The following is a 25,622-nucleotide window of genomic DNA, read 5'->3' as shown; positions in this document are numbered from 1 at the left end:
TTCGTCTCCTATACGCCGTACTTGTACGTCGTATAGTGAACTTGTACGTCGTATAGTTGTCAACCGTGATGGGAAAACTGACCGCGGCGGCCATCGTCGAGCGGGCCCTGGAGATCGGTGACGCCGAAGGGCTCGACATCGTGACGATCAGGCGACTGGCGGCCGACCTGGGCGTGACGCCGATGGCCCTCTACTGGCACTTCAAGAACAAGGACCAGCTGCTCATCGGCATGGCGGACCACCTGATCCTGGGCTTCGGGATCAAGACCGACGACGACGACCGCCCGTGGCCCGACCGGCTACGGGAGCTGGTCGAGGGCCTGGTCAGGGTCCTGCGCGCCCACCCGTGCGCGAAGAGCGTGCTGGAGCAGGTGGACCAGGGCGCGGTGCCCAGCTTCCTGAAGGTCTGGGACCTGGCCCTCGGGTTGGCGCGGACGGCGGGATTCACCGTGGAGGAGTGCTGCCTGATCTCCAAATACCTGCTGCAGAGCGCCATCTCCATCGCCGACGCCCCGGTCCACTTCCGCTCCCGCCACACCACGGAGGAGATCGCCGAGATCGTCCGGGTGAAGCGCCTCGGCCTGGAGTCCCTGCCGGCGGACCAATACCCGAACCTGGTGGAGATGGCGGGCCCGATGGTCGAGGGGATGACGGCCGGCTTCTATGACTCGTTCGGCGTGGACCTGGTCATCAGCGGCGTGGAGGCTTTGGCGGCCAGACGTTAGGGTGCTCGGCATGACTTTCGAGCTGGTCTGCGAGATCGAGCCGCCCACCACGCCGGACCTGAAGCACGTCCGGCACCAGATCGGCACGATGAGCAAGATCGCCCACTCGTTCCTCATCCCCGACAACCACATCGGCCGGGCGACCGTGTCCAGCGTGGCCGTCGCGCACGAGGTCGAGGCGATGGGCGGGCGGAGCATCGCCTGCCTCAACTCCCGCGACCGCAACTTGCTCGGCTTCCAGCGCGACCTGCTGACGGCCGCGGCCTATGGGGTCGACCAGTTCCTGTTCGTCTACGGTGACAAGCCGGCGAGCGGAAACCGGACCAGCGACCTGACCGTCCGCTCGATGATCGAAGAGGCCAGGAACTTCGACGGCGGATTCCGCGTCGGCGCGGCGGCCGGGCTGCGTCCCCTGCCCGCCTGGAAGCGCACGGCCGACTTCCTGTTCCTCCAGGTCGGCTTCTCTCTGGAGGCCCTGCTGCGCTGGCGCGAGGCCAACCAGGTCGATGTGCCGGTCTACGCGGGGGTGATGGTGCTGGCCAGCGAGCGCCACGCCCGCACGCTGGCGGCGGCGATCCCCGACATCGCCATCCCCGACCGGCTGATCCACGCGGTGGCGGCCGACCGCATGGCGGGCGTGGACGCGGCCTGCGAGCAGGTCCTGGCCATCCGCGACTCGGGCGCCTTCGACGGCGTCCACCTGATCCCGGTCAGCCGCTACCGCGACGTGGAGCCGAGGCTGGCGGCGGCTTTCAGATGAGGCCGAGTTTCAGCATCAGAGCGCGGTCAACCTCCGCGGCCTCATGTGCGTCCAGTGTGCCCATGAAGTCACCCAGCCTGGACGGCGACACGGAGTAGATCTGATCAGCCAAGACGCGCGACTTCGTGCCGTTGAACTCGATTTCGGGCCGGTAGATCGCCGGTCCAGCGCTCGACGACGTAAGGGCGATCGTGATGACGCTGGTCGCGAAGCGGTCCGATTGAATGATCACCCCATACCGGCGCCCCTGCTGTTCGCGGTCCCGAGCGCCAGGAATGGCCTTGACCTCGTAGATCGCGCCACGAAATATCACTCGGCGACGCCCATGAAGCGCTGGATCGCGAGCATCTCGGCCTGATCGTCGGGATCGTCGCGCAGTCGCTCGGCATCAGCTGCGGCCTGCTCCAGCAGCATTTCCTTGTAGGTGTGAAGGATGGCGTAACGGACCGCCTCCGAGCGGCTCCGCCGGTCACCTGCCAGTGCGCGTAGTGCGGTCTCCATCGCCTCGTCGGTGCGGACGTTGAGGGTTCCCATGCGGTCAAGTGTAACACGTTTTGTAATACGTCATTGATGTCGCGGCCGGGCCAGCGCCGCGAATAAGGCGCCCGTCAGGGCGACGGCGAACAGCATCGCGTACGTTCGCTCGAACCCGTGCATCACCTGCCCCACCGCCACCGGCGACAGCTTGGCCAGCGTCCCCGCGTACACCTGGGCCCGTTCGGCGGGCCCCACCGAGCCGGCCAGGACGCTCAGTGACAGGCCCACGCTGATCACGATTCCCACATTCATGATCATCACCCGGAACCCGTTGACCACCCCCAGGCTGCCGCGCGGCAGCGCCCGCATGACCTGCGTGGTGTTGCCGGTCAGGAACGTGCCACTCCCGCACCCGGCCACGAAGAGGCCGACCCCGATGATCCAGTACGGCGTGGCGGGGTCCGCCGTCAGCATCAGCGTGCCGAGCCCCACGGCGCTCATCAGCGCGCCGCCGATCGACACGGCATACGGGGAGATCCTCAGCGAGCCCGCCAGCGGCGAGGCCAGCGCCATGCCGACCGGCACCGGCAGCACGCTCAGCCCGGCCGTGAAGGCGTCTACGCCCCTGGCCGCCTGGAAGTACAGCGCCACGACCAGGATCAGCGCCGAGCGGGCCAGCGCGTTGCAGAACGAGGCCAGGTTGGCGAAGGCCAGCAGCCGCTCCCCGAACAGCCGCAGGTCGAGCACCGGATGCGCGGCCCGCCGCTCCACCAGCGTGATCACCGGCACCAGCGCCGCGAACACCGCCACCCCCGTGAGCACGACAGGGCTCGACAGCCCGGCGGAGCCCGCCTCCGACAGGGCGATGAGGATGGCCGAGAGCGCGGCGAACACCAGGGCGTTGCCCAGCGCGTCCACCGGCTCGCGGGGGCCCCGGGGCATCTTGCGCAGGATCACCGCGCCCCAGCCGAAGGCGATCAGGCCGGCCGGTACGTTCACCCAGAAGATCCACTGCCAGCCGGCCGTGTCCGCGATGAGCCCGCCCAGCGTCGGCCCGGCGAGCTGCGCCACGGAGAGGGTGCCGATGTAGACGCCCATGCCCTGGCTGAGCCGGTCGGGCGGGAACGCGTCGGTGATGATGACCGTGCCGTTGGCCAGGATCATCGCCGAGCCGACCGCCTGCAGCACGCGCATCGCGACCAGGAACCACACGCCCGGCGACAGCCCGGCCAGCAGCGAGGCGACGGTGAACAGCGCGAACCCGGCCAGATAGATCTCCCGCCGCCCCAGCAGGTCCGCCACCCGGCCGAAGAACACCAGGCTCGCGGTGTTGACCAGCAGGAACGCCAGCAGGATCCAGCCGGATTCGAACGGGCTCGCGTGGAAGTGCCGGACCACGGTGGGCAACGCGACGTTCAGGGTGCTGCCCGCGATGCCGATGAGGACGAGACCGAGACTGGTGACCGAGCACACGCGCCAGGCGTAACGGAGGCGGTCGTCGTACGCGAGGGGCATGCGGTCCACTATGACGTACGACGTACGTCCGATTTGTCAGGGGGTTATCTGGCCCGCTTGCGCAACCCGTCAAGATCGTGGATCACCACGCGCCGCCGCCCGGTCTCGATCAGCCCGCGGTCCCGTAGCAGCCGCAGCGCCTTGCTGACGGCCTCGCGCGAGGCCCCGGTCCACCCGGCCAGCTCGTCCTGGGAGAGCGGCAGCGCCACGCGTACGCCGCTGTTGGTCTTCTCGCCGTAGCGCTCGGCCAGCTCGATCAGCCGGGTCGCCACCCGGCCCGTCGTGTCGAACGCCCCGTACTCGATCCGCTTCCGGTCCGCGTCACGCAGCCGGCCCGTCACCAGCTGCATGAGCAGTACGGCGATGCGCCCATGGGCCTGCAGGAACGCGGGGAAGTCGCGGACCACGATGCCCGCGATCGGCTCCAGCGCGGTGACCGTGGCCGACCGCGGCGATCCGTCGATGGCCGACATCTCCCCGAGCAGCCCGCCCGGCCCACGTACGGCCAGCACCACCTCGGTGCCGCTGCTCGTGTGCGACGAGACCTTCACCCGGCCCTCGGTCAGGACGAGCACCCAGTCGGAGGTGTCGCCCTCGCTCATCACGGTCGTCCCGCGCTCCCACCTGCGCGGTCGTCCCGCGGCGCGCATTTCCTCGACCTCGTCGGCTGTGAGCATGGAGAGGAACTCGCCGGGATCTGCGTTCATGCGCCGATTATGTCGGTACTGTCAGCGCCCTTCTAGGTCATTGCGGTCAGAACGTAGGCACCCACGAGTTCTTCCTTGCCCTTGAGGCTCAGCTTTCCGAGGGGGTTCACCGTGACGCCGGCTCCCAGTTGCCTGCGCGTCGTCTCGCCGATCACCACCGTGCCCGGCTCGGCGAGGGACTGCAGCCTGGCGGCCACGTTCACGCAGTCGCCCATCGCGTTGAAGCCGCGCAGCTCCGGGCTGCCGATGTTGCCGACCAGGGCGGGGCCGGTGTTGACGCCGACCCGGAATGTGGGCCACGCTTCGGCGTCCTCGCGCTTCCAGGCGATCTCCTCGGCCACCTCGGAGGCGGCCTCCTGCATGGCCAGCGCGGCCCGGCAGGCCGCCCTGGCATGGCCGTTCTGCGTGGCCGGGGCGTTGAACAGGGCCAGCAACGCGTCGCCGACGAACTGCACGATCGTGCCGCCGTTGGTCAGGATGCAGGGCACCGCGGCCGTGTGATACCGGTTGAGCATCTCGACGATCTCGCCGGGCGTGACCCGCTCCGAGAACGTGGTGAAGCCCTTGAGGTCGGCGAAGAGCGCCGTCAGCTCCTTCATCTGGCCGCCGAGCGCCGCCTGGCCGGGGTCGGCGAGCAGGGCGTTGGCCACGTCAGGCGACATGTACTGCCGGAAGAGCGTGTTGAGCTCCTGATAGAGGCGGGCGTTCTCCAGCGAGATCGAGATCTGCCCGGCCAGGGTGGCGGCCAGCGCCTCGTCCTGCGCCGTGCGGCCGACCGGCACTTCGAGCACGCCCGCCAGGTTGCCCTTGACGGTCAGCGGGAAGGCGAACAGGTTGTCGCGTCTGATGGGGGTGTCTCCGGCGAACTCGTACTCGCGGGAGCCGATCTGCGTCTTGCCGTCGGCGACGAGGCCGATCCGCACGTCGCCGTACGCCTGACGGACGCGTTCGAGCGCGGTGGCCAGGAGGTCGCTCTCGGACTGGCGTACGCGGGTCTGGGCGCTGACCGCCACCAGGGCGCTCAGGCGCTCAGAGAGCTCACGCTCGCGGGCCAGTGCCTCGCCGGCCCGGTCGAGAACCGCGGCCTGCCCCTCGTTGAGCCGGAACTTGTCCGATAACCGGGTGGCCGCCAGCGACTCGCCGCGCCGTACGTGCTCGACCAGCTCTTCCAGGGCCTCGTCGTAGTGCAGCTGGATGCGGGCCACGGTCGCCGACAGCGCGACCGAGTCGAACAGGCCGCCGCTCGACCCCTCGCGCCTGAACTGGATGTAGGCGCTGTAGGCGACGAAGACGAAGGCCAGCGTCAGCAGGATGTGCCACTCCCACCAGGACAGGTGCCAGTTGAGCTGCGACATCCCGGCGATCATGGCCTCGGCGAGCAGCGCGTAGGCGGTGATCAGGCTGACCAGCATGGCCGACGGCCGCTGCCGGTGCAGCTGGAACATCATCACGCTGGCCGCGCCGTACAGGCCCAGGCCCGGCAGCGACAGCCATACGAGCCAGTTGACCGGCTCCCTGAGCGGTGGCTCGCTGAGCGGCGTCAGTCCGGGGATCAGCGAGGCCAGCCCCCAGAGGATCATGAATCCGAGGAGCACGCCCCGTATGAGGTGCTGGGATCTCATGACGGTCAGTGCCGCCCGCTCGCCCAGCGGGAACGCCGAGGCGAACGCGAACCCCGAGGCGATCGTCAGCCCGACCTGCTGCCCGAGGTCGAACCCCATCGATCCGGTGGGCAGGATGATCTGCGGAGTGGCCAGGCCGTGCAGGAAGAAGAAGCCGGCGCTGGCCAGGAAGACCATCGAGACCAGGAAGAGCCGGGCGTCCTGCCGTTTCCGCGACGCTTCGCTGATCAGCGCGCCGAGCGCCACGTTGAGGCCGGCCACGGAGATGATCATCCAGAAGTGGCTGGAGTGGTGCTCCCACATGATGTTGAGGTGGCTCTGGGCCAGCAGCAGCCAGAGACCGAGCAGTGGCAGGACCAGGTGGATGGCCCAGACGACCCCTCGCACCGGCTGCGTGGCAGGAGGGAGGTAGGGACTGGCGGTCGACAAGGTCATCCTCCGTGGAGTGCGTGCGCCCCCGAACGGTCCCGATTATCCATCGTAGACAGGCCCGGCCGATGCGTCCTTTTACCCACAGCCGACTTTCATGACTCGTCAAGTAGCGTTATCGCCTTCTGTCTGATTTGTCCCGTAATGAACCCGTTATACGGTTCCTGTCATCCGTTGGAACGGTTGAAACGTGAACCTCATGCTCAACCTGAGCAACACACGTTCCTCGGAAGGAAAGCCGTGGCTATCAAGATTCGCGGTGCGCGCACGCTCACCCTCGCCACTGTTGGAGCGCTCGCCGCCTCGCTCCTCGCCGTTGGCGGAGTCGCCACCGCGTCGTCGGCTACAGAGGTGTACGCGTGCGTGCACAAGAAGACCCGGTACGCCCGCATCGTCAACGCCACCACCCCGTGCCGGAAGACGGAGACCCGGATAGTGATCGGCGGCGGTGGCCAGTCGACGACCACGATCACGGAGGGCACCAAGGGCGACACCGGCCCGCAGGGCCCGAAGGGTGACACCGGCCTCCAGGGACGTCAGGGCTTCCCCGGCAAGAACGGTAAGGACGGCCTGCCCGGTAAGGACGGCACCGACGGCAAGGACGGCCTTCCGGGCAAGCCCGGCGCCGACGGCACCGACGGCAAGAACGGGCTCCCAGGCAAGGATGGCGCCGACGGCAAGAACGGTCTTCCCGGTAAGGACGGCAAGGACGGCCTGCCGGGCAAGGACGGTAAGGACGGCCGGGATGGCAAGGACGGTGTAGACGGCAAGGGCATCACCTACACGACCTACACCCGTTCGAACAACTTCAGCTCGGGCAGCGGCTCCGTCTCCTGCAACAGCGGCGACGTCGCGACCGGCGGCGGCTTCACCATCAGCGGCAACGGCAACGTCACCAGCAGCGCCCCCAGCGGCGGGTCGGGCTGGTCGGTCACCGCGGCAAAGAACGACACCAACAAGGACATGGGCGTGCAGTCCAGCGGCAACCACGGTGTGAGCGGCACCGTCTACGTGGTCTGCCTCAAGAAGTCCTGACCCTCAAGAAGTCCTGACCCTCAAGAAGTCCTGACTCACAAGACTCTCTGACAAGCGAAGGCCGGTACGGACAGCACCCCGTACCGGCCTTCGCGCTAAAACCTCAGCCGAACAGCGCGGGCAGCGTGCCGGAGTGCGTCTCGCGCAGCTCCGCGACCGGCACCTCCAGCACCCCCTCCACCACCAGCGACGTGCCGCCGGTGGTGCCGAGGCCGTAGCAGGGCACCTCGTGGTCGGCGCAGAGCGCGGCGAACCGGTCGAACGCCTCCGGCCGGACCACCACCAGCGCGCGGGCCGACGACTCACTGAACAGGTCGGTGAACGCCTCGCCGCTCAGCGCCACCGTCGCCCCGATGCCCCGCGCCAGGCAGGACTCGGCCAGCGCGATGGCCAGGCCGCCGTCGGACAGGTCGTGGGAGCCCTCAAGGAGCCCCTGGGCGGCGGCCTCCACCAGCACGGTGGCCATGGCCTGCTCGGCCGCCAGGTCGGCCGCCGGCGGCAGGCCACCGAGGTGGCCGTGGGCGACGTGCGCCCACTCCGACCCGCCGAACTCCTCCTTCGTCTCACCGAGCAGCGCGATGCGCAGGCCCTCGGCGACGAACCCGGTGGCGACCCGCTTGGCCACGTCGTCGATCACACCGAGCACGCCCACCACCGGTGTCGGGTGGATCGGGGTCGAGCCGGTCTGGTTGTAGAAGGAGACGTTGCCGCCGGTCACCGGCACGCCGAGGGTCCGGCAGGCGTCGGCGAGCCCGCGTACGGCCTCGGCGAACTGCCACATGACCTCGGGGTCCTCCGGCGAGCCGAAGTTGAGGCAGTTGGTGACGGCCAGCGGGCGAGCCCCGGTGACGGCGACGTTGCGGTAGGCCTCGGCCAGCGCGAGCTGGGCGCCCGCGTAGGGGTCGAGCCGCGCGTAGCGGCCGTTGCCGTCGGTGGCCAGGGCGATGCCCCGGGTCGTCGGCTCGGCGCCGGCCATGACCTCGGAGATACGCAGCATCCCGGCGTCGGCGGGCTGGGCGAGCACGGTGTTGGAGCGGACGTAACGGTCGTACTGAGAGGTCACCCACTCCTTGGACGCCAGGTTCGGCGAGCCGAGCAGCTCCAGCAGGGTGACGCGCAGGTCGGCGGGCCGGTCGAGGCGGTCGGGGGTGTTGGCGTTGAGCGCGACCTGCCCGGCGGGCTCGTGGAAGGGCCGCTCGTAGACCGGGCCGTCGTCGGCCGCGGTGCCGGGCGGGATGTCGACGATCGTCTCGCCGTCCCAGGTCATCACCAGCCGGCCGGTGTCGGTGACCTCACCGATCACGGTGGCCGGGACGTCCCACTTCTCGCAGATCGCCATGAACGCCGCGATGTCCGACGGCCGGACCACGGCCATCATCCGCTCCTGCGACTCGCTCATCAGGATCTCCTCGGGCCTGAGCGAGGGATCGCGGAGCGGGACCAGATTGAGGTCAACGTGCATGCCGCCGGTGCCCTTGGCGGCCAGCTCGGTGGTCGCGCACGAGACGCCGGCCGCGCCGAGGTCCTGGATGCCCACGACCACGTCGGCCGCGTAGAGCTCCAGGCAGCACTCGATGAGCAGCTTCTCCATGAACGGGTCGCCGACCTGTACGGCGGGCCGCTTGGCGTGCGACTCGTCCTCGAAGGTCGCCGACGCCAGCACCGACGCGCCGCCGATGCCGTCGGGCCCGGTCGAGGCGCCGAACAGCACCACCTTGTTGCCCGGCCCCGGCGCGGTGGCCAGCTTGATCTGGTCCTTGCGCAGCAGGCCCACGCAGAGCGCGTTGACCAGCGGGTTGCCGATGTAGCAGGGGTCGAAGACGACCTCGCCGCCGATGTTGGGCAGGCCCAGGCAGTTGCCGTAGCTGCTGATGCCCTCGACCACGCCGGGCAGCACGCGCCGGGTGTCGTTCTGGTCGGCGCCGCCGAAGCGCAGCGCGTCCATGACCGCGATCGGGCGGGCGCCCATCGACATGATGTCGCGGACGATCCCGCCCACGCCGGTGGCGGCGCCCTGGTGCGGCTCGACGTAGGACGGGTGGTTGTGCGACTCGATCTTGAAGGTGGCGGCCCAGCCGTCGCCGATGTCGACGACGCCGGCGTTCTCTCCCATGCCGACGAGCAGCGCGTCGGACTTGGGGGCCTTCGTGGCGAACTGCCGCAGGTGCACCTTGGACGACTTGTACGAGCAGTGCTCGGACCACATGACGCTGTAGATGGCCAGCTCGGAGCCCGTGGGACGACGGCCGAGGATCTCCTTGACCCGGTCGTACTCCTCCTGCTTCATCCCCAGCTCGGCGAACGGCATCGGCTCGGCGGGCGTCTCGACGGCCCGCTTGACGCTGTCGGTGCTCACGCGTTCACCAGCTTCTTGAGGATGGAGGTGAAGAAGCCGAGCCCGTCCGTGCTCGGCGCGCCGACGAGGTTTTCGACGGCGTGCTCGGGGTGCGGCATGAGCCCGACCACGTTGCCGGCCTCGTTGCGGATGCCGGCGATGTCGTTGGCGGAGCCGTTGGGGTTGCCGAGGTAGCGCACGACCACGCGGCCGTCGGCCTCTAGCTCGGCGATCGTCTCGGGATCGGCGACGTAGCGGCCCTCGCCGTGCTTGATCGGCAGCACGACCTCCTGGCCGGCCTCGAACGAGTTCGTCCAGGGCGTGCCGGTCGCCTCGACCCGGAGCCGCTGGTCGCGGCAGACGTAGTGCAGCGAGGCGTTGCGCGTCAGCGCGCCCGGCAGCAGGTGCGCCTCGCACAGGATCTGGAACCCGTTGCAGGTGCCGAGCACCGGCAGCCCCTCACGGGCGGCCGGGACGAGCTCCCGCATCAGCGGCGCGAACCGCGAGATGGCGCCGCACCGCAGATAGTCGCCGTAGGAGAAGCCGCCGGGCAGGAAGACGGCGTCCACACCCTTGAGGTCGTGGTCGGCGTGCCACAGCGGAACCGCTTCCGCGCCGGACAGTCTGATCGCTCTGGCGGCGTCCTGATCGTCGAGAGTTCCTGGAAAGGTGACTACCCCCACGCGGGCGCTCATGTCTTGCGTTCCTCCAGCGTTCGTGGTGTGCACCGCCAAGGTTATCTGGTGCTCGACGATGCCTCCCAACAGCGTCATCGTGTACGGCCGGGCATGCCAAGGGGCGGGCCGCCGCGACGGCCCGCGAAGGGGTCAGATGGAGCGAACGGCTAGACCGCGGCCAGCTCGCGGGAGCGGCGGTTCGCCGTCTCCTCCCAGGCGAGGGTCTTGCGGAGGTGGACCGTGGTGCCGCGGCCGGGGGTGATGCCGAAGGAGATCTCGTCCACGACCGAGCGCATGATCAGCAGGCCACGGCCGTTCTCGGTGTCGGCGGGCGGAAAGTGCAGGGGCATCGAGGGCAGGCCGACCCCGTTGTCGACGACGCGTACGTCGCAGCGGCCGTAGCCGATCGAGGCCGTGACCTCATAGCGGTTGGCCGGGCCGCCGTGGCGTACCGCGTTAGAGCACGCCTCGGAGACCGCGAGCAGCATGTCGGAGATGCACGCCTCGCTCACGTTGAGCGAACGCATCGCATCCCCTAGCACTCGCCTGACCATCGGTATGCCGATCGCATCCCGAGGCAGCGCCAACGAGAACTCAATATCCACCGGACTCCTCCGGGCTCCGGAATGTCACCTGGAGTAGGTTTCCCCGTGAAATCGGGGCTAACCGCAAAATCACGTTGTTGTTATTTACTGTTGGCAAGCCCGTGGCATTGTGGCATGCCGGAACCCGACTTTAGCCGCTCGCGGGTATTTCGATGCGTCAAATGTGCTGTTCTACTCTTCCACCCGCACGACGTAGTCCTCGATGACGGTGTTGGCCAGCAGCGTCTCGGCCATCTTTCGGACGTCCGCAAGTGCCGCCTCGTCGGCCGGACCGTCCAGTTCGACCTCGAAGCGCTTGCCCTGCCGTACGGCCGCGACGCCGGAGAAGCCCAGCCTGGGCAGCGCGCGGGCGATGGCCTGGCCCTGCGGGTCGAGAATCTCGGGCTTCAGCATGACGTCTACGATGACGCGCGCCACTGCGTTCCTCCTGGGTGCGGCGGGAGTTGGGAAAGCCAGCCTACCGGCGCGTGTGGCAGGCAACACAACGGGAACGGGGAGGGCATGGGGCTTGCGCTGAGGGCTGTGACGTCTGCCACCATGTCCCCAAACGCGTACGAACCACCACCACATGGTCCGACGCTCGAAAGGCTGGCCTAAGGTGGCAACCCCATCGACTCCGGCCCTGACCGCACAGGAGTGGCACGTGACACTCGACGCCTCTCGTGGTGCCCAAGCACCCCCGGAGCTCGTCCAGCTCCTCACCCCCGAGGGTGAGCGGGTCGAGCACCCCGACTACGACATCGACCTCAAACCCGAAGAGGTCCGGTCCCTCTACCGCGACCTCGTGCTCGTCCGGCGCGTCGACCTGGAGGCGGTCGCTCTCCAGCGGCAGGGCGAGCTCGGCATCTGGGCCTCGCTGCTCGGCCAGGAGGCCGCGCAGATCGGCTCGGGCCGCGCGCTGACCGACGCCGACATGGCCTTCCCCACCTATCGGGAGCACGGCGTGGCCTGGTGCCGCGACGTCGACCCGGTGAAGCTGCTCGGCCTGTTCCGCGGGGTGAACCATGGCGGGTGGGACCCCAAGGAGCACAACTTCCACCTCTACACGATCGTGATCGGCAGCCAGACCCTGCACGCCGTCGGCTACGCGATGGGCGTCCAGCGCGACGACGCGAACGCGGCCGTCATCGCCTACTTCGGTGACGGCGCCAGCTCCCAGGGCGACGTGAACGAGTCGTTCGTCTGGGCCAGCGTGTTCAACGCGCCGATCGTGTTCTTCTGCCAGAACAACCAGTGGGCCATCTCCGAGCCCCTTGAGAAGCAGAGCCGCATCCCCCTCTACCGCAGGGCCTCCGGGTTCGGTTTCCCCGGCATCAGGGTCGACGGCAACGACGTGTTCGCCTGCCTCGCCGTGACCCGGCAGGCGCTCAAGAACGCCCGCGAAGGGCAGGGCCCGGTGCTCATCGAGGCGTTCACGTACCGGATGGGCGCCCACACCACCACGGACGACCCGACGCGCTACCGCGTGGCCAGCGAGCTGGAGGCGTGGAAGCTCAAGGACCCGATCGAGCGCGTCAAGGCGTACCTGTTCAAGAACGAGTTCGCCGACCAGGCGTTCTTCGACTCGGTCGAGGGCGAGGCCGACCAGCTCGGCGCCGACCTGCGCAGACGCTGCCTGGCGATGCCCGACCCGGAGCCGCTCGCGATGTTCGAGCACGTCTACGCCGAGCCGCACGCGTTGATCGACGAGGAGCGCGCCCAATACGCCGCTTACCTGGAGGGCTTCAGTGAGTGAGCGAACCCTTGAGCGCCGCATGACCGTCAAGGAGGCGTCATGACCGTGCTCAGCCTGTCCAAGGCGCTCAACGAGGGCATGCGCAAGGCCATGGAGGACGACCCCAAGGTCCTCATCATGGGCGAGGACGTCGGCAAGCTCGGCGGCGTGTTCCGGGTCACCGACGGTCTGCAGAAGGACTTCGGCGAGGACCGGGTCATCGACACCCCGCTGGCCGAGTCCGGCATCATCGGCACCGCGATCGGCCTGGCGCTGCGCGGCTACCGGCCGGTGTGCGAGATCCAGTTCGACGGCTTCGTCTTCCCCGCGGCCGACCAGATCATCACCCAGCTGGCCAAGATGCCGATGCGCTCGCTCGGCGCGATCAAGCTGCCTGTCGTCGTACGCATCCCCTGCGGCGGCGGCATCGGCGCGGTCGAGCACCACAGCGAGTCGCCGGAGGCATATTTCACGCATACCGCCGGACTGCGCGTGGTCGCCTGCTCCAACCCGGCCGACGCGTACACGATGATCCAGCAGGCCATCCGCTGCGAAGACCCGGTCATCTTCTTCGAGCCCAAGCGCCGCTACTGGGAGAAGGCCGAGGTCGACACCGTTGGCACCGACTGGTGGCTGCCTCTCGACCGCGGCCTGCAGGTGCGCCAGGGCACGGACATCACGCTGATCGCCTACGGCCCGATGGTGAAGACCTGCCTGGAGGCCGCCACGGCGGCCGAGGCCGACGGGCGCTCGGTCGAGGTCATCGACCTGCGCTCGCTCAACCCGCTCGACGCGCCGCTGGTGATGGAGTCGGTACGCCGTACCGGCCGGGCCGTGGTGGTGCACGAGGCGCCGGTCAACAGCGGTTTCGGCGCCGAGCTGGCGGCCAGGATCACCGAGCAGTGCTTCTACCAGCTGGAGTCACCGGTGCTGCGCGTCGGCGGCTTCTCCACGCCCTACCCGCCCTCGAAGCTGGAGGAGCACTACCTGCCCGACCTCGACCGGGTGCTCGACGCCGTCGACCGCGCCTTCGGCTACTGAGGAGGGGGACTCATGCGACGTGAATTCAAGCTCCCCGACGTGGGCGAGGGTCTGACCGAGGCGGAGATCGTCCGCTGGCACGCCAAGCCCGGTGACACGGTCAAGGTCAACCAGATCGTGGTGGAGATCGAGACGGCCAAGTCCATCGTCGAACTGCCGATTCCCTGGGACGGCGTGGTCTCCGGGCTGATGGCCGACGAGGGCCAGACGGTCGACGTCGGCCGGCCCATCATCGCCGTCGACACGGACGAACCGGACGACACCTCCGGCAACGGGGGCCGCCGAACCGAGGCGGCTGACGCCGGCGAGGTCAAGGCGGACGCCGACCGGGCCGGGGCGCCTGACGTCGGTGAGGTCAAGGCGGACGCCGACCGGATCGAGGCGCTGGCGGACGACCTGGTCCCGCGTCCCCCGGCGGAGGGCGCCGTCGAACCCGGCGCCCACGGCAGTCCCGCCCCCAAGGAGGAACGCCAGGCGGTCCTGGTCGGCTACGGCGTCAAGACCGGCACCACCAAACGCCGCCCCCGCAAATCCCGCCCTGACGGGCCCGCCCAGTCACCCGTGGTCCCGGCCGCTCCCGAGCCACCCGTGATCCCGGCCACCCCGGTCGCGAACCCGTCCCGCGTCGAGGTCACCGCGCCATCCGGCCCGGCGGCGCTGCGGCGGGTCGCGGTCCTGGCCAAGCCACCGGTACGCAAGCTGGCCAAGGACCTGGGCGTCGACCTGACCACCCTGGTCGGCTCGGGCCCGAACGGCTCGATCACCAGGGACGACGTCCACGCCGCCGCGGAGCAGCCCGCCCCGCGGGTGACCGCCCAAGAGCGGGCGATCACCCAGCAGGGCGAGGAGGAGCGCATCCCGGTCAAGGGCGTCCGCAAGCTGACCGCCCAAGCCATGGTGGCCAGCGCCTTCACCGCCCCGCACGTCACCGAGTTCCTCCAGCTCGACGTCACCGAGACCATGGAGGCGGTCCGGCGCCTGCGTACGATCCCGGACTTCGCCGAGGTCAAGGTCTCGCCGCTGCTCCTGGTCGCCAAGGCCGTGCTCACGGCCGCCCGGCGCCATCCGATGATCAATTCGTCATGGGACGAGGCCGCTCAGGAGATCGTGGTCAAGCACTACGTCAACCTGGGCATCGCCGCCGCCACCCCGCGCGGCCTCGTCGTCCCCAACATCAAGTCCGCCCATGGGCTGTCCCTCCCCGAGCTGGCCGCCGAGCTGGGCCGGCTCACGGAGACCGCCAGGGCGGGCCGCACCCAACCGGCCGAGATGGCGGGCGGCACGATCACGATCACGAACGTGGGCGTGTTCGGCGTCGACACCGGCACCCCGATCCTCAACTCGGGTGAGGCCGCCATCCTCGCCTTCGGTCAGATACGGGACATGCCGTGGGTGGTGGACGGCGAGCTCGCGGTGCGCAAGGTGACGACGCTGGCGCTCTCCTTCGACCACCGGATCGTGGACGGTGAGCTGGGGTCGCTGTTCCTGCGCGACGTCGGCGCCATGCTGGAGGACCCACTCCGCATGCTCGCCTGGAGCTGACCGAGGACGCGTGCGCGCTCGTCTGATGGCCGGGCGGGCGCGGGCGCGGGACCTGCCCGAGCTAGCCGAGGGCGGGCGTGAGGACGCGCTTGTCGGCCGAGGTCGGGCCGTGTGACCCGACCCAGACGGGTGCGCCCAGAGCGTCCGCCACGGCCGCGGGCCAGTCGGTGACGGCGTCGCCGTACACCGGTTTGGCCCGCAGCAGCCGTGCGGTCCGCGTCGCGGGGTCGCCGAGCCGGAAGTCAGCCCCCTCGTACGCGTGGCACAGCCGCGAAACCGGCGCGTCCAGATGCGTCAGCGCCAGGCCGTCGACCCCGCCCGCCACCTCCACCGCGTACCGATGCGCCACGGCGTCGAAGTGCCCCACCCTGAACGGCCCCTGCCACAGCCCGGTGCCGTTGTGCGGCTCCGGGAGCTCCAGCGTGGGGTCCTCCGTGACCAGCGGCCCCGGCCCGTGCCGGGGAGTGTAGGTCCGCAGCACGCCCAGCCGGAGCGCCCCGGCCCCGCCGAGCAGGTCCAGCGCGTTCGCGAAGGTCGTGGTGCTCCAGGTCGTGTACGGGTCGAACCCGTGGTTCTCGTCCAGCAGCACCCCCTGAGCCCCCTCGAACACCACCGGCCCCCGCCTGAGCAGCTCATCGGTGGAGTCGACCAGCCGCACCCGCGACGCGAACGCCTGATAGGCCGCCACGCAGTCCGCCACCGGCGGCCCCTCCACCCCCAGCGCTTCCCGCAGCAGGCCCAGCTTGCGGGTCAGCGTCGCGGGGGAGTCGCCCGCGCGCGGGGCGAGCGAGCCGTGCGACAGCGAGTACGCCATCGCCTCGCCGACGCCCATCCCGCACGACCCGTGCCGCTCCGCCCCGCGCGCCAGCTCGCGCCGCCGGCCCGCCTCGACGTGGTACGGCGTGGCCAGCAGGCAGTCCCGATGGACCGTGATCAGCCCGAACGGATCCGGCACGCCGAGCCGCTCCAGATGGGCGGCCTCGGCGGAGAGCGCCAGCGGATCGACCACCACGAACCTCGACAGATGCGTCGGCACCCCCCGCAGAGTCCCCGAGCCGAACTGCGCGAACGTGTGGTGCCGCCCGTCCGGCAGCACCACGTTGTGCGCCGCCTGGGCGCCGCCGTTGAAGCGGACCACCGCGTGGACCGGCCGCGTGGCGCACAGCCAGTCCACGACGGTGCCCTTGCCCGCGTCGCCGTACCCGAGGTCGACGACGATGACGTGCTCGCTCACGCGTCGCGCCCATCGAGCGCGTCGAGCCCGTCGAGCGCGCCGAGTCGTTCGATCATGAGTCGAGCCCGTCGAGCGGCTCCGACACCACGAGCGTGCCGCGGTCCAGCTTGGCCAGCGCCTTCGACACCGAGGCGCCCGCGGCGGAGCCGAGCCCGGCCAGGTCGTCGAGGCCCTCGTCGAGACCGATGGCGTCCTCGCCGAGCCCGATCGTGAGCGCGATCGTCTCGCAGACCGCGTCGAGGTCGTCGAGCTCCAGGACGTTCTGGCCGAGCAGGTCGCGCCAGACTCGCAGCACCCGCGCGTCGCCGGCGTAGCTGGAGCCGGCGGGCAGGATGTAGTAGACGTCGTACCTCTCGGTCAGTTCGGCGACGATCGCGGCCACGTCGATGTCGCGCGGGCGCGGGTCGCCGATCAGCTTGGCGACGGCCTTCCCGCTGACCCGCGGATAGGGCAGCTCGTCGCCGATGATGAACAAATATCCCCGCTTGCCGCGCTTGTCGTAGCAGTCGATCGAGGTGTGCCGGGCCATGAAGTACATGGCCAGCTCGTACGACTCCGACATCTGCCCGCCGCCCCCGCCCTCCAGCAGGATCTGGCCGAGCTGGTCGTCCATGCGGTTGTCGGACTCGAACTGCCCTACCTGGAGCGGCGCCCGGTCGCAGGTCGCGTCGCCGATGGCGCCGAACATGATCTGCGGGTCGGCGGCGTACCCCTTGCGCAGCAGCAGCCCGAGCAGGTCGGGCAGCTTGGCCTGCAGCGTACGCGGCACGTGGCCCATCGAGCCGGTCACGTCGAAGAGCACGGCGACGGCCAGCGAGTCCGGGTGCTCGTCGGAGTCGCGGCTCTCCCGCGTGACGCCGAACGGGTCGAGGTCGGGGTGGGTGGTGGAGGCGCCGCCGTCGCTGTAGGCGAAGGCGCTGGCGCCGGTGGCGGCCCGGTAGCGGGCGGCCGAGCTGTAGACGTCGGTGGACCAGATTCCGCTGCCCATGATGTTCTCCCTAGAGGTGAAGGGGCCGGTAGGTACGCGGTCCGTAAAGGTCTTCGAGGAGCTCGTCGAGCTCGCCGAGCAGCGCCCACGCGTCGGACGGCGGGCGCAGCAGGCAGCCGCGGACGAAGGCGCGCATCGTGCGGGGGTGCTCGCCGAGCAGTCCGGCGACGCATCGGGTGACGCCCAGCACGTCGTCCGACGCGTCGGAGAGCTGTGAGCGGCACCAGTCGACGAGGACGAGCCCGTGGTCGAGGGGGTGGACGAGTACGTGGCGGGGGAGCACGGCGCCGTGCGTGACGCCGGCCCGATGCGCCAGGCCGGTGGCCACCAGCAGCCGCCGCCAGATCCAGGCCACGTCCCGGGGGTCGAGGCCGGTGCCGATCCGGGTCAGGGGGACGAAGCCGCCAGGTGCCCGGCTGAGGACGTTCGCCTGCCGCACGGCGCGCCCGGCTTTATGCCGAAATTTCGAGACAAGGCGGGGGACGTACGGCAGGAAACGCGGGTCCGCGTCCGAGGCGAGCCGGGTGAGCGCGGCGGCCTCCCGCACCAGCAGGTGGTTGTCGGCCGGGTCGCGCGGCAGCTTGAGCAGCGCGTCGCCGTCCGCCGGATAGAGGACGGCGGTGCCACCCCGATGCAGCGGCGGCCCGATCCGATAAGGCCCGACCTGCCGGCCCCGGTTGAAGTCGGCCCACAACTCGGCCAGCCTGGCGAACGCCTCAGCGGTCCCCGGAGACAGGTCCGGGTGGAGTAACCGGGCATAGCGCCGGTAGACCCGCGCGGGGGAGTCGCCCGTGAAGAGGTCGGCGGCCGAACGCGCCCCTGTGACGATCGACGCGGCCTCCTGGGCGTTCACCGGATCTCCTCCTCCCGCGAGGGCCGCAGCAGGGCGGGGTGCAGCAGCCGGGCGTCGCCCGCGCGGTACAGCTTGGCCCGCGGCCCGCCCCTGGGCCCGCCGGTCTGCGTGGTCTCTCCGGTGCCCTCCACGAACCCGGGCACCGACAGCACCTTCCGGTGGAAGTTGCCCGCGTGCAGCGGGGTGCCCCAGACGCTTTCGTAGATCAGCCGCAGCTCGGAGATCGTGAAGGTGTCGCCCGCGAACGCCGTGGCCAGCGGGGTGTACTCCAGCTTCGACCGGGCCCGCTCCACGCCGTCGGCCAGGATGCGCTGATGGTCGAAGGCCAGCCGAGGCACATCGTCGACCGGATGCCACACGGCCGCCGCCGCGTCGGTGCCCGCCCGCGGATCGGGCAGGTCGGGGGCGAAGGCCAGGTACGAGATCGACACCACCCGCATTCGCGGGTCCCGGCCGGGGCCGCCGTAGCTGGCCAGCTGCTCGATGTGCGCGGGCGCGGTGTCCAGTCCGGTCTCCTCGGCCAGCTCGCGCACCGCCGCCCCCGCCAGGTCCTCGTCGGGCCTGATGAAGCCGCCGGGCAGCGCCCAGGCGCCCTCGTACGGCTCGACACCGCGCTCCACGATCAGCACGTGCAGCCGCCGGTCGCGGATGGTCAGCGCCACCACGTCGACCGTCACCGCGACCGGCGGGTAGCGCCGCGGGTCGTAGTCGGCCAGGAACTCTTCCATCGCCAAGTCCTTCTCAAGCTGAGTAAATCTCGACTTGAGAATAACCACCCGCCACCACGATGTCCAGAAATTTGGGCATTTACGAGATCGCGTTTAGTTGTTAAGAAGGTTTATTAACAAACTCCATCGGCCTTGCGAGGACCCATGGCGCGCTCCCGGCTCATCCTCATCCTGCTCTGGACCTGCACTTTGCTGGTCAGCGCTGGAGGTGTCGCCCTGGCCGCCCCGGCCGCGACCGCCTCCTCGACAGCTCTCTCCGGCTACAAGATCCAGTCATCCGCCAAGGTGTCGGACTCCGGCGCCGCGATCTCCACTCCCGGCTACGCGGCCTCCGGCTGGTATCCGGTCGGCCCGCGCTCGACCGTCCTGGCCGGGCTGCTGGAGAACAACGTCTACTCCGACCCGTTCTTCTCCACGAACATGCAGTCGATCCCGACCGCCGACTTCGACGTGCCCTGGTGGTACCGCTCGGACTTCACGCTCGGCTCGGAGACCGGGTTACGCACGTTCCTCGACATCAGCGGCGTGATGTCGAGCGCCGACGTGTGGGTCAACGGCAGCCAGGTGGCCACGGCCGCCCAGGTCGCCGGCGCCTACACCCGCAACGAGCGCGACATCACCGCGCTGGTCCACCCGGGCGCCAATTCGGTGGCCTTCCGCGTCAACGCCAACAACCCCAACAACCACCTGACGATCGGCTGGATCGACTGGGTGCAGGTCCCGCGCGACGACAACACCGGCATCTTCCGCGACGTGCTGATCAGGCGCAGCGCCGACGTCTCTCTGCGGGACGCGCACGTGATCACCAACCTGGCCGTCCCGGCGCTCGACCGCGCCGACCTGACGATCAAGGCCGATGTACGCAACGGTACGGGCAGCGCGGTGACCACCACGGTCAGCGGCACGATCGGCTCGCTCACCTTCTCCCAGAACGTCTCCTTAGCCGCGAACGAGACCAAGCGCATCACCTTCTCCCAGACCCTCAACAATCCACAGGTCTGGTGGCCGTACCAGATGGGCGCCCAGCCCCTCTACGACCTCAACCTGACCGCGACCGTCGGCGGCGCGGTGAGCGATTCGCTGACCCAGCGCTTCGGCGTCCGCAAGGTGGAGTCGGGCAAGAACGCCAGCGGCCGCCGCTTCTACAAGATCAACGGCCGGTCGATACTGATCAGGGGCGGCGGCTGGTCGCCGGACATCTTCCTGCGCAAGGACCTGCGCTACCTCGAAGACAAGATCCGCTACGTCAAGGACCTCGGCCTGAACACCATCCGCGTCGAAGGCCACCTGGACACCGACGAGCTCTACGACCTGGCCGACAAGTACGGCATCCTGATGCTGCCCGGCTGGGAGTGCTGCAACAAGTGGGAGGGCTCGTTCGCCACGGCCGACTACCCCATCGCCAAGGCGTCGATGCAGGCGGAGGCCACCCGGCTGCGCAACCACCCCAGCGTGATCTCGTTCCTGATCGGCTCCGACAACCCGCCGACGGCCCAGAAGGAGACCAACTACCTCGACGCCCTGACGGCCGCCGAGTGGCCGCTGCCGATCGTCTCCGTGGCCTCGGACAAGTCCAGCCCGCAACTGGGCAACTCCGGCCTGAAGATGCCCGGCCCGTACGAGTGGGTGCCGCCGAACTACTGGTACAACAAGCGCGAAGGCGGCGCGTTCGGCTTCAACTCCGAGACCAGCGCGGGCCCGGACGTGCCGACGCTCGACTCGCTGAAGCGGATGATGACCACCGCGCAGATCAACTCGCTCTGGCAGAGCCCGAGCGCGACGCAGTATCACCGCTCCCCGTCGAGCACGTTCAACAACCTGACGATCTACCACAACGCCCTCAGGGGCCGGTACGGCGTGCCGTCCAGCCTGAACGACTACGTGAAGAAGGCGCAGCTCGCCCAGTACGAGGCGGTCCGCGCGCAGTTCGAGGCCTACGGCCGCAACTTCACCGACTCCAGCAACCCCTCGACCGGCGTCATCTACTGGATGCTCAACAGCGGCTGGTCGTCGCTGCACTGGCAGCTGTTCGACTACTACCTCGACCAGGGCGGCTCCTACTGGGGCGCGCGTGAGGCGAACAAGCCGCTGCATGTGCAGTACTCCTACGACAACAAGTCCGTCGTCGTGGTCAACTCGGGCACCTCGGCCGCCTCGGGCCTGACGGTCAAGACGGACGTGTTCAACATGGACGGCACCTCGAAGTACACCAACACGGCCACCGTCACCGCCCCCGCCGACGGCGGCAAGGCCACCGCGGTCACCGTGCCGTCGATCAGCGGCCTGTCCACGACCTACCTCGTACGGCTGAGCCTGCTGCGCGGCGGCGAGGAGATCGACCGCAACGTGTACGCGCTGTCCACCGCGAGCGACGTCATCGACTGGGACAACAACGACTGGTACTACGTGCCGACCACCAGCTACGCCAACCTGACCGGGCTCAACGGCCTGGCTCAGGCCCCGATCACCGCCACCGCCACCTCACCGTCCCCGGGGAACGTGAGTGTGACGATCAAGAACACCGGCACGGGCGCGATCCCCGCGTTCATGCTCGACGCGCACGTCGTGGACGCGGCCGGCAAGCCGGTGCTGCCGATCCAGTGGTCGGACAACGCCATCAGCCTGTGGCCGGGCGAGTCCAAGACGCTGACCGCCACGTTCCGCGCCTCGGACCTGAGCGGCGCGGCGAGCGTCAGGGTCTCCGGCTGGAACACCGCCACGCTCACCGTCCCGGCCGGCCCGACCGGCCCGCCCGACACCGAGAAGCCCAGCGTGCCGGGCAACCTGCACAGCACCGCCAAGACGTCCTCAAGCGTCTCGCTGGCCTGGGACGCCTCGACCGACAACACCGGAGTGACCGGCTACGACGTCTACAACGGCACGACCCTGGCCATCACCGTCACCGGCACGACGGCGACGGTCTCGGGCCTGGCGGCCGCCACGGCGTACACCTTCACGGTCAAGGCCCGCGACGCGGCCGGCAACGCCTCGGACGCCTCGAACGCGGTCACCGAGACCACCGGCAGCGGCCCGGTCGTCTACCAGGCCGAGGACGCGACGATCTCCCAGGGCGTGGTGGAGTCGAACCACGACGGCTACACGGGCACCGGGTTCGTGAACTACGACAACCTGACCGGCAGCTACGTCGAGTGGACGGTCAACGCCCCCGTGGCGGGACCGGTCACTCTGGAGCTGCGCTACGCCAACGGCACGACGGTGAACCGGCCGATGACCATCACGGTCAACGGCGGCGCCGCCGTGACCCGCGACTTCAACGCCACCGGCAACTGGGACACCTGGCAGACCTCCACTCTCACCGTCACCCTCGCGCAAGGAGTCAACAAGATCAGAGCCACCGCCACGACGGCCAACGGCGGCCCGAACGCCGATAGGATCTCGATAGGCTGAGCTCATGATTCGCCACGTCGTGCTGTTCACCTGGACCGAGGACGCCACCGAGGAGCAGAAGGCCACGGTGGCCACCGAGTTGCGGAAACTGCCGGGGATCATCCCGGAGATCCGCGCGTACACGGCGGACACCGACGCGGGCATCAACCAGGGCAACCACGAGTTCGCGGTGGTCGCCGACTTCGACAACGTCGACGACTACCTGGTGTACCGCGATCACCCTCAGCACCAGAAGGTGATCGCGGAGCACATCAAGCCCATCATCGCGAGCCGAGCCGCCGTTCAGCTTTCTCTGTAGGCTGCTCGTCGGTCCACCCCAGCCGCTCGACCAGCAACGACTCGAACGTCTGGCCGATCGGGAACGTGGCCTGCTTGCCGTCCGACCGGAGCATCTCGCTCTGCACGGCCAGCAGGTCACCGCTGTCCCGGTCGATGATGATCTGCTGCTGCAGGGGGTCGCCGAGGAGCAGCGCGATCCCCGCGCGTCCCTCGTCGTCCTTGACTCCGTCGGCCACCTTCACGTGCGGCAGCCCGGCGAGCATCCGATAGACCGCCGCCCGCGTGCCCGGAGTGCTCGGAACGTCGAGGAGCAGCCACCTGCTTGCCGCCCAGAGCCAGGCCTCCTGAGTGTCGCGGCCGTCCGCGGGATACTGCTTCAGCAGCTCGGCCTTGAGCGCTTTGGCGTCGGTCGGCAGTTGCCCCACGGGCTTCAGCTTTTTCGGGTCAAAGGGGGTGAAGAACACCCGGCCGAGCGTGCAACCGCGCGTTGAATTGCAGAGCCGCAACGAGCCGGCCTCCTTCCACGCCCGCTTGTCGGCCGGCGTGAGCGGCACGCTGGTCACAGGCTTCAACTCGAGCCGGGTCTCCCCTTTCCGACTCACCCACAGCACCTCGCCGGTCCGCTGCTCGACGACATAAGCGGGCTTCGCCTTGCCGACCTGCCGCGACACCTGCCGCACCTCCCGCCGCCACCAGGCGCCCGTGCCCGGGGGCTGCGCGGCCAGCCGGTCCGCCGCCGCGAGCACCGCGGGCACGTTCGAGGTGGCGGCCGTGTCGACCTCGCTCCCGCCCAGCCTCGGCACCACCACGAACCCGCCGACCAGCACCACGGTCACGGCCGCCGCCGCGAGCGTCACCCGGGACCAGCCGGGCACCCGCCGGCGCGGGGGGCGGCCCATGAGCTGTGCCCGGATCCCCATCGTCCTGGCCGGATCGGCGGGCGGCACGTCCGGCATCACATCGTCGATGAGCTGGAACTCCTTCATCGCACCTCAACTCCCAGCGCGTCACGCAGCTTGGTCCTGGCCCGGCTCAGCCGGGAGGCGACGGTGCCGTTGGCGATGCCGAGCGCCGCCGCCACGTCGTCGTAGGTCAGCTCGCCGTAGGCGACGAGCAGCAGCACATCGCGCTCACCGCGCGACAGTCCGGCCAGCGCGGCCGAGAGTTTCTGTACGGTCACTCCGGCGGTGACCCGATCGGCGACCCGCTGGTCATGGCCGCCCTCGTCCGGCGGCGGACCCGATCTGGCCAGCGCTCGGTAATGCCGGAGCTCGGCCCGCCGATGCTTGCCGATGAGGTTGGTGGCGATGCCGTACAGCCATGGCCTGATGCCGCCCTTGGCGGCGTCGAAGCTGTCGCGACGGCGGAACGCGGCGAGGAAGGTCTCGGCGGCGAGGTCCTCGGCGATGTCGAGGTCGAGGCGGCGGCCGATGTAGCGCCGGATCTCCTCGTAGTGCGCGTCGAAGACCGTGGCGAACCGCTCGGGATCGGCCACCGCTCCTTCAGGAGATGTGATCATGCAAGGGTCTCCCTTGCCGGGGAACAGGGACACCTGTGATTACCCGCTCCCGGGAGACCCTTCCATCAGATCGCCAAGCAACCCAAACGCCTGTTGACCGTGGCCGCACCCAAGCCCGCGACCTGCTGTCCCGCAAGATTCGTTAGATCGGCGACCTGAAATGAGAGCACTGCTCTTGATTCGGTCGCCAGTTTGAGAGAGCATTGATCTCGTAAGAGAGCAGCGCATCAAACGGAGGACATCATGGGCAAGCACGTCATCGCCGGAGCTGGACAAGTCGGCAAGCACCTCGCCGGGCACCTGCTCGCCCAGGGCCACCAGGTCGTCGTGATCACCAGGTCAGGCAAGGGCCCAGCCGGCGTCGAGTCCGTCGCGGCCGATCTCACCGACCGCGACCGGCTCACCCGGATCGTCAAGGGCGCTGACGCCCTCCACAACTGCGCGGGCCCCGCCTACCCCCGCTGGGCCCAGGACTGGCCGCCGCTGGCCTCCGCGTTGCTGGCCGCCGCCGAGGCCACCGGCGCGGTGCTCGTCACCGCTGGCAACCTCTACGCCTACGGACCCGTGACCAGGCCGATGGTCGAGGATCTCCCCCTCGCCGCCCCCGGCGTCAAGGGCCGTGTCCGCGCCAAGATGTGGACCGACGCGCTGGCCGCGCACCAGGCCGGCCGGGCCCGCGTCACCGAGATCCGTAGTTCCGACTACTTCGGCCCGGGCGCCAGCGACCAGACCCCCGTCGGCACCCGTTTCGTGCCTTCGCTGCTCGCCGGCAAGAGCACCTCTTTCCTCGGCGACCCCGACCAGCCCCACTCGTGGACCTACCTGCCCGACGTGGCCGCCGCGATGGCCATCGCCGCCACCGACGAGCGCGCCTGGGGCCGCGCCTGGCACACCCCCAACAACGCCGCGCTATCGGCCCGCGCGTTGGCCGGGCGGCTGTGCGAACTCGCCGGAGCGCCCGCACCGCGCCTCAACCGCCCCCCGGCGCCGATCCTGCTCGCACTCGAGCTGATCAACCCCGTGATCCGTGAGCTGAAAGAGACGCGCTACCAGTTCGACCGCCCGTTCGTCGTCGACTCCTCGGCGTTCGAGAACACCTTCGGCATGACCGCCACTCCGCTCGATGTCGCCCTCAAGGCCACCATCGCCGCGGCGTCGAACTAGCCTTCCGGCGGGTTGTTCTCGCGGTGCATCAGCTGGTGGTCAGAGGTGCGGCCCCGCTTCGAGTCCAGCACGATGCTCAGGACCACGCCCACCCCGCCGACGATCATGAAGATGACGCCGATCGTGTCCATGTGCACGCTCTGACCGAACACGTCCGGCTCGATGGCGAATCGCAGGATGGCGCCGAGCGTGAGGAAGAAGATGCTGACCCCGACACCCATGACGACCTCCAGGACGGCAAAGAACGCGTACGCCCTCGGTCATA

25 protein-coding genes are annotated in these 25,622 nt (G+C 69.5%); 9 read left to right on the top strand and 16 right to left on the bottom strand.

Annotated elements, in window-relative coordinates:
• Window positions 1-68: 68 nt before the first annotated feature.
• Window positions 69-725: a TetR family transcriptional regulator gene (locus tag AB0J16_RS53085; RefSeq protein WP_358555036.1), complete on the top strand. Its 657-nt coding sequence runs from the start codon at window positions 69-71 to the stop codon at window positions 723-725.
• Window positions 726-735: 10 nt separating this feature from the next.
• Entirely contained in the window at window positions 736-1,485 is a 750-nt protein-coding gene (locus AB0J16_RS53080; RefSeq protein ID WP_358554901.1) for a methylenetetrahydrofolate reductase, read from the top strand.
• Here the strand turns inward: AB0J16_RS53080 and AB0J16_RS53075 are convergent.
• The 5 genes from AB0J16_RS53075 to AB0J16_RS53055 are packed head-to-tail and all read right to left on the bottom strand — an operon-like array spanning window position 1,478 to window position 6,235.
• Window positions 1,478-1,798: a type II toxin-antitoxin system PemK/MazF family toxin gene (locus AB0J16_RS53075; RefSeq protein WP_358554898.1), complete on the bottom strand. Its 321-nt coding sequence runs from the start codon at window positions 1,796-1,798 to the stop codon at window positions 1,478-1,480. The two genes, AB0J16_RS53080 and AB0J16_RS53075, sit on opposite strands and share 8 nt — an antisense overlap.
• Window positions 1,795-2,019 carry a hypothetical protein gene (locus tag AB0J16_RS53070; RefSeq protein ID WP_357652174.1) on the bottom strand — a complete coding sequence of 75 codons (225 nt, stop codon included), beginning with the start codon at window positions 2,017-2,019 and terminating at the stop codon, window positions 1,795-1,797. The genes AB0J16_RS53075 and AB0J16_RS53070 overlap by 4 nt, the downstream gene beginning before the upstream one ends.
• A gap of 30 nt (window positions 2,020-2,049) precedes the next feature.
• Window positions 2,050-3,477 (bottom strand): MFS transporter, encoded by a 1,428-nt coding sequence (locus AB0J16_RS53065; RefSeq protein WP_358554895.1) that lies wholly within the window; start codon window positions 3,475-3,477, stop codon window positions 2,050-2,052.
• A 44-nt stretch (window positions 3,478-3,521) separates the two neighbouring features.
• A complete protein-coding gene (locus AB0J16_RS53060; protein ID WP_225301649.1) occupies window positions 3,522-4,184 on the bottom strand; it encodes a Crp/Fnr family transcriptional regulator in 663 nt (220 codons plus the stop codon).
• Between the two features lie 32 nt (window positions 4,185-4,216).
• Window positions 4,217-6,235, bottom strand: a complete 2,019-nt coding sequence (locus tag AB0J16_RS53055) for an adenylate/guanylate cyclase domain-containing protein (RefSeq protein ID WP_358554892.1) — start codon at window positions 6,233-6,235, stop codon at window positions 4,217-4,219.
• A gap of 240 nt (window positions 6,236-6,475) precedes the next feature.
• Between AB0J16_RS53055 and AB0J16_RS53050 the strand changes: the two genes are divergently transcribed.
• Window positions 6,476-7,270, top strand: coding sequence for a hypothetical protein (locus AB0J16_RS53050; protein WP_358554889.1), 795 nt, complete (start codon window positions 6,476-6,478; stop codon window positions 7,268-7,270).
• 103 nt (window positions 7,271-7,373) lie between these two features.
• Here AB0J16_RS53050 and purL read toward each other — a convergent pair whose 3' ends face one another.
• The 4 genes from purL to purS all read right to left on the bottom strand — a co-directional run bounded on the left by purL (window position 7,374) and on the right by purS (window position 11,304).
• Window positions 7,374-9,578 (bottom strand): phosphoribosylformylglycinamidine synthase subunit PurL, encoded by a 2,205-nt coding sequence (gene purL, locus AB0J16_RS53045; RefSeq protein ID WP_358555033.1) that lies wholly within the window; start codon window positions 9,576-9,578, stop codon window positions 7,374-7,376.
• A 44-nt stretch (window positions 9,579-9,622) separates the two neighbouring features.
• Window positions 9,623-10,300, bottom strand: coding sequence for a phosphoribosylformylglycinamidine synthase subunit PurQ (purQ, locus tag AB0J16_RS53040; protein ID WP_358554886.1), 678 nt, complete (start codon window positions 10,298-10,300; stop codon window positions 9,623-9,625).
• A 149-nt stretch (window positions 10,301-10,449) separates the two neighbouring features.
• Window positions 10,450-10,836 (bottom strand): ATP-binding protein, encoded by a 387-nt coding sequence (locus AB0J16_RS53035; protein ID WP_358555030.1) that lies wholly within the window; start codon window positions 10,834-10,836, stop codon window positions 10,450-10,452.
• A gap of 222 nt (window positions 10,837-11,058) precedes the next feature.
• Window positions 11,059-11,304: a phosphoribosylformylglycinamidine synthase subunit PurS gene (gene purS / locus AB0J16_RS53030; RefSeq protein ID WP_225301645.1), complete on the bottom strand. Its 246-nt coding sequence runs from the start codon at window positions 11,302-11,304 to the stop codon at window positions 11,059-11,061.
• A 226-nt stretch (window positions 11,305-11,530) separates the two neighbouring features.
• Between purS and pdhA the strand changes: the two genes are divergently transcribed.
• From pdhA to AB0J16_RS53015, 3 genes are read left to right on the top strand one after another with little or no spacing between them, the layout of a single operon-like run.
• Window positions 11,531-12,622 carry a pyruvate dehydrogenase (acetyl-transferring) E1 component subunit alpha gene (pdhA, locus tag AB0J16_RS53025; protein ID WP_358554884.1) on the top strand — a complete coding sequence of 364 codons (1,092 nt, stop codon included), beginning with the start codon at window positions 11,531-11,533 and terminating at the stop codon, window positions 12,620-12,622.
• Window positions 12,623-12,661: 39 nt separating this feature from the next.
• Window positions 12,662-13,642, top strand: coding sequence for an alpha-ketoacid dehydrogenase subunit beta (locus tag AB0J16_RS53020; RefSeq protein ID WP_358554881.1), 981 nt, complete (start codon window positions 12,662-12,664; stop codon window positions 13,640-13,642).
• Window positions 13,643-13,654: 12 nt separating this feature from the next.
• Window positions 13,655-15,184 carry a dihydrolipoamide acetyltransferase family protein gene (locus AB0J16_RS53015; RefSeq protein ID WP_358554878.1) on the top strand — a complete coding sequence of 510 codons (1,530 nt, stop codon included), beginning with the start codon at window positions 13,655-13,657 and terminating at the stop codon, window positions 15,182-15,184.
• 61 nt (window positions 15,185-15,245) lie between these two features.
• On the opposite strand, the gene AB0J16_RS53010 is transcribed toward AB0J16_RS53015, so the two are convergent.
• The 4 genes from AB0J16_RS53010 to AB0J16_RS52995 are packed head-to-tail and all read right to left on the bottom strand — an operon-like array spanning window position 15,246 to window position 18,987.
• Window positions 15,246-16,418 carry an adenylosuccinate synthetase gene (locus tag AB0J16_RS53010; RefSeq protein WP_358554875.1) on the bottom strand — a complete coding sequence of 391 codons (1,173 nt, stop codon included), beginning with the start codon at window positions 16,416-16,418 and terminating at the stop codon, window positions 15,246-15,248.
• A gap of 52 nt (window positions 16,419-16,470) precedes the next feature.
• Window positions 16,471-17,406 (bottom strand): hypothetical protein, encoded by a 936-nt coding sequence (locus tag AB0J16_RS53005; RefSeq protein ID WP_358554872.1) that lies wholly within the window; start codon window positions 17,404-17,406, stop codon window positions 16,471-16,473.
• Window positions 17,407-17,416: 10 nt separating this feature from the next.
• Window positions 17,417-18,259: a molecular chaperone DnaJ gene (locus AB0J16_RS53000; protein ID WP_358554869.1), complete on the bottom strand. Its 843-nt coding sequence runs from the start codon at window positions 18,257-18,259 to the stop codon at window positions 17,417-17,419.
• Window positions 18,256-18,987, bottom strand: coding sequence for an NUDIX hydrolase (locus AB0J16_RS52995; protein WP_358554866.1), 732 nt, complete (start codon window positions 18,985-18,987; stop codon window positions 18,256-18,258). Before AB0J16_RS52995 ends, AB0J16_RS53000 begins: the two co-directional genes overlap by 4 nt.
• Window positions 18,988-19,131: 144 nt before the next feature.
• Here AB0J16_RS52995 and AB0J16_RS52990 point away from each other — a divergent pair, with 144 nt between their 5' ends.
• Together AB0J16_RS52990 and AB0J16_RS52985 are read left to right on the top strand one after the other, a co-directional pair.
• Window positions 19,132-22,395 carry a carbohydrate-binding protein gene (locus AB0J16_RS52990; RefSeq protein WP_358554863.1) on the top strand — a complete coding sequence of 1,088 codons (3,264 nt, stop codon included), beginning with the start codon at window positions 19,132-19,134 and terminating at the stop codon, window positions 22,393-22,395.
• Window positions 22,396-22,399: 4 nt separating this feature from the next.
• Entirely contained in the window at window positions 22,400-22,693 is a 294-nt protein-coding gene (locus tag AB0J16_RS52985) for a Dabb family protein (protein WP_358554860.1), read from the top strand.
• Here AB0J16_RS52985 and AB0J16_RS52980 read toward each other — a convergent pair.
• Both AB0J16_RS52980 and AB0J16_RS52975 read right to left on the bottom strand, forming a co-directional pair.
• Window positions 22,656-23,660, bottom strand: a complete 1,005-nt coding sequence (locus tag AB0J16_RS52980; protein WP_358554857.1) for a CU044_5270 family protein — start codon at window positions 23,658-23,660, stop codon at window positions 22,656-22,658. The two genes, AB0J16_RS52985 and AB0J16_RS52980, sit on opposite strands and share 38 nt — an antisense overlap.
• On the bottom strand, window positions 23,657-24,193 hold the full coding sequence (locus AB0J16_RS52975) for an RNA polymerase sigma factor (protein WP_358554854.1): 537 nt from the start codon (window positions 24,191-24,193) through the stop codon (window positions 23,657-23,659). The genes AB0J16_RS52980 and AB0J16_RS52975 overlap by 4 nt, the downstream gene beginning before the upstream one ends.
• Before the next feature lie 243 nt (window positions 24,194-24,436).
• Here AB0J16_RS52975 and AB0J16_RS52970 point away from each other — a divergent pair, with 243 nt between their 5' ends.
• Entirely contained in the window at window positions 24,437-25,357 is a 921-nt protein-coding gene (locus tag AB0J16_RS52970) for an NAD-dependent epimerase/dehydratase family protein (RefSeq protein WP_358554851.1), read from the top strand.
• Here the strand turns inward: AB0J16_RS52970 and AB0J16_RS52965 are convergent.
• The gene (locus tag AB0J16_RS52965; protein WP_358554848.1) at window positions 25,354-25,578 is read right to left on the bottom strand and encodes a hypothetical protein; all 225 of its coding nucleotides are present in this window, start codon (window positions 25,576-25,578) and stop codon (window positions 25,354-25,356) included. The genes AB0J16_RS52970 and AB0J16_RS52965 overlap by 4 nt on opposite strands.
• Window positions 25,579-25,622 lie beyond the last annotated feature (44 nt).

Origin of the sequence: Nonomuraea sp. NPDC049750 (assembly GCF_040659625.1) — a bacterium.
GTDB lineage: Bacteria > Actinomycetota > Actinomycetes > Streptosporangiales > Streptosporangiaceae > Nonomuraea.
Note: the sequence above shows the minus strand (reverse complement) of the source record. Positions and strands in the feature narration are given on the sequence as shown.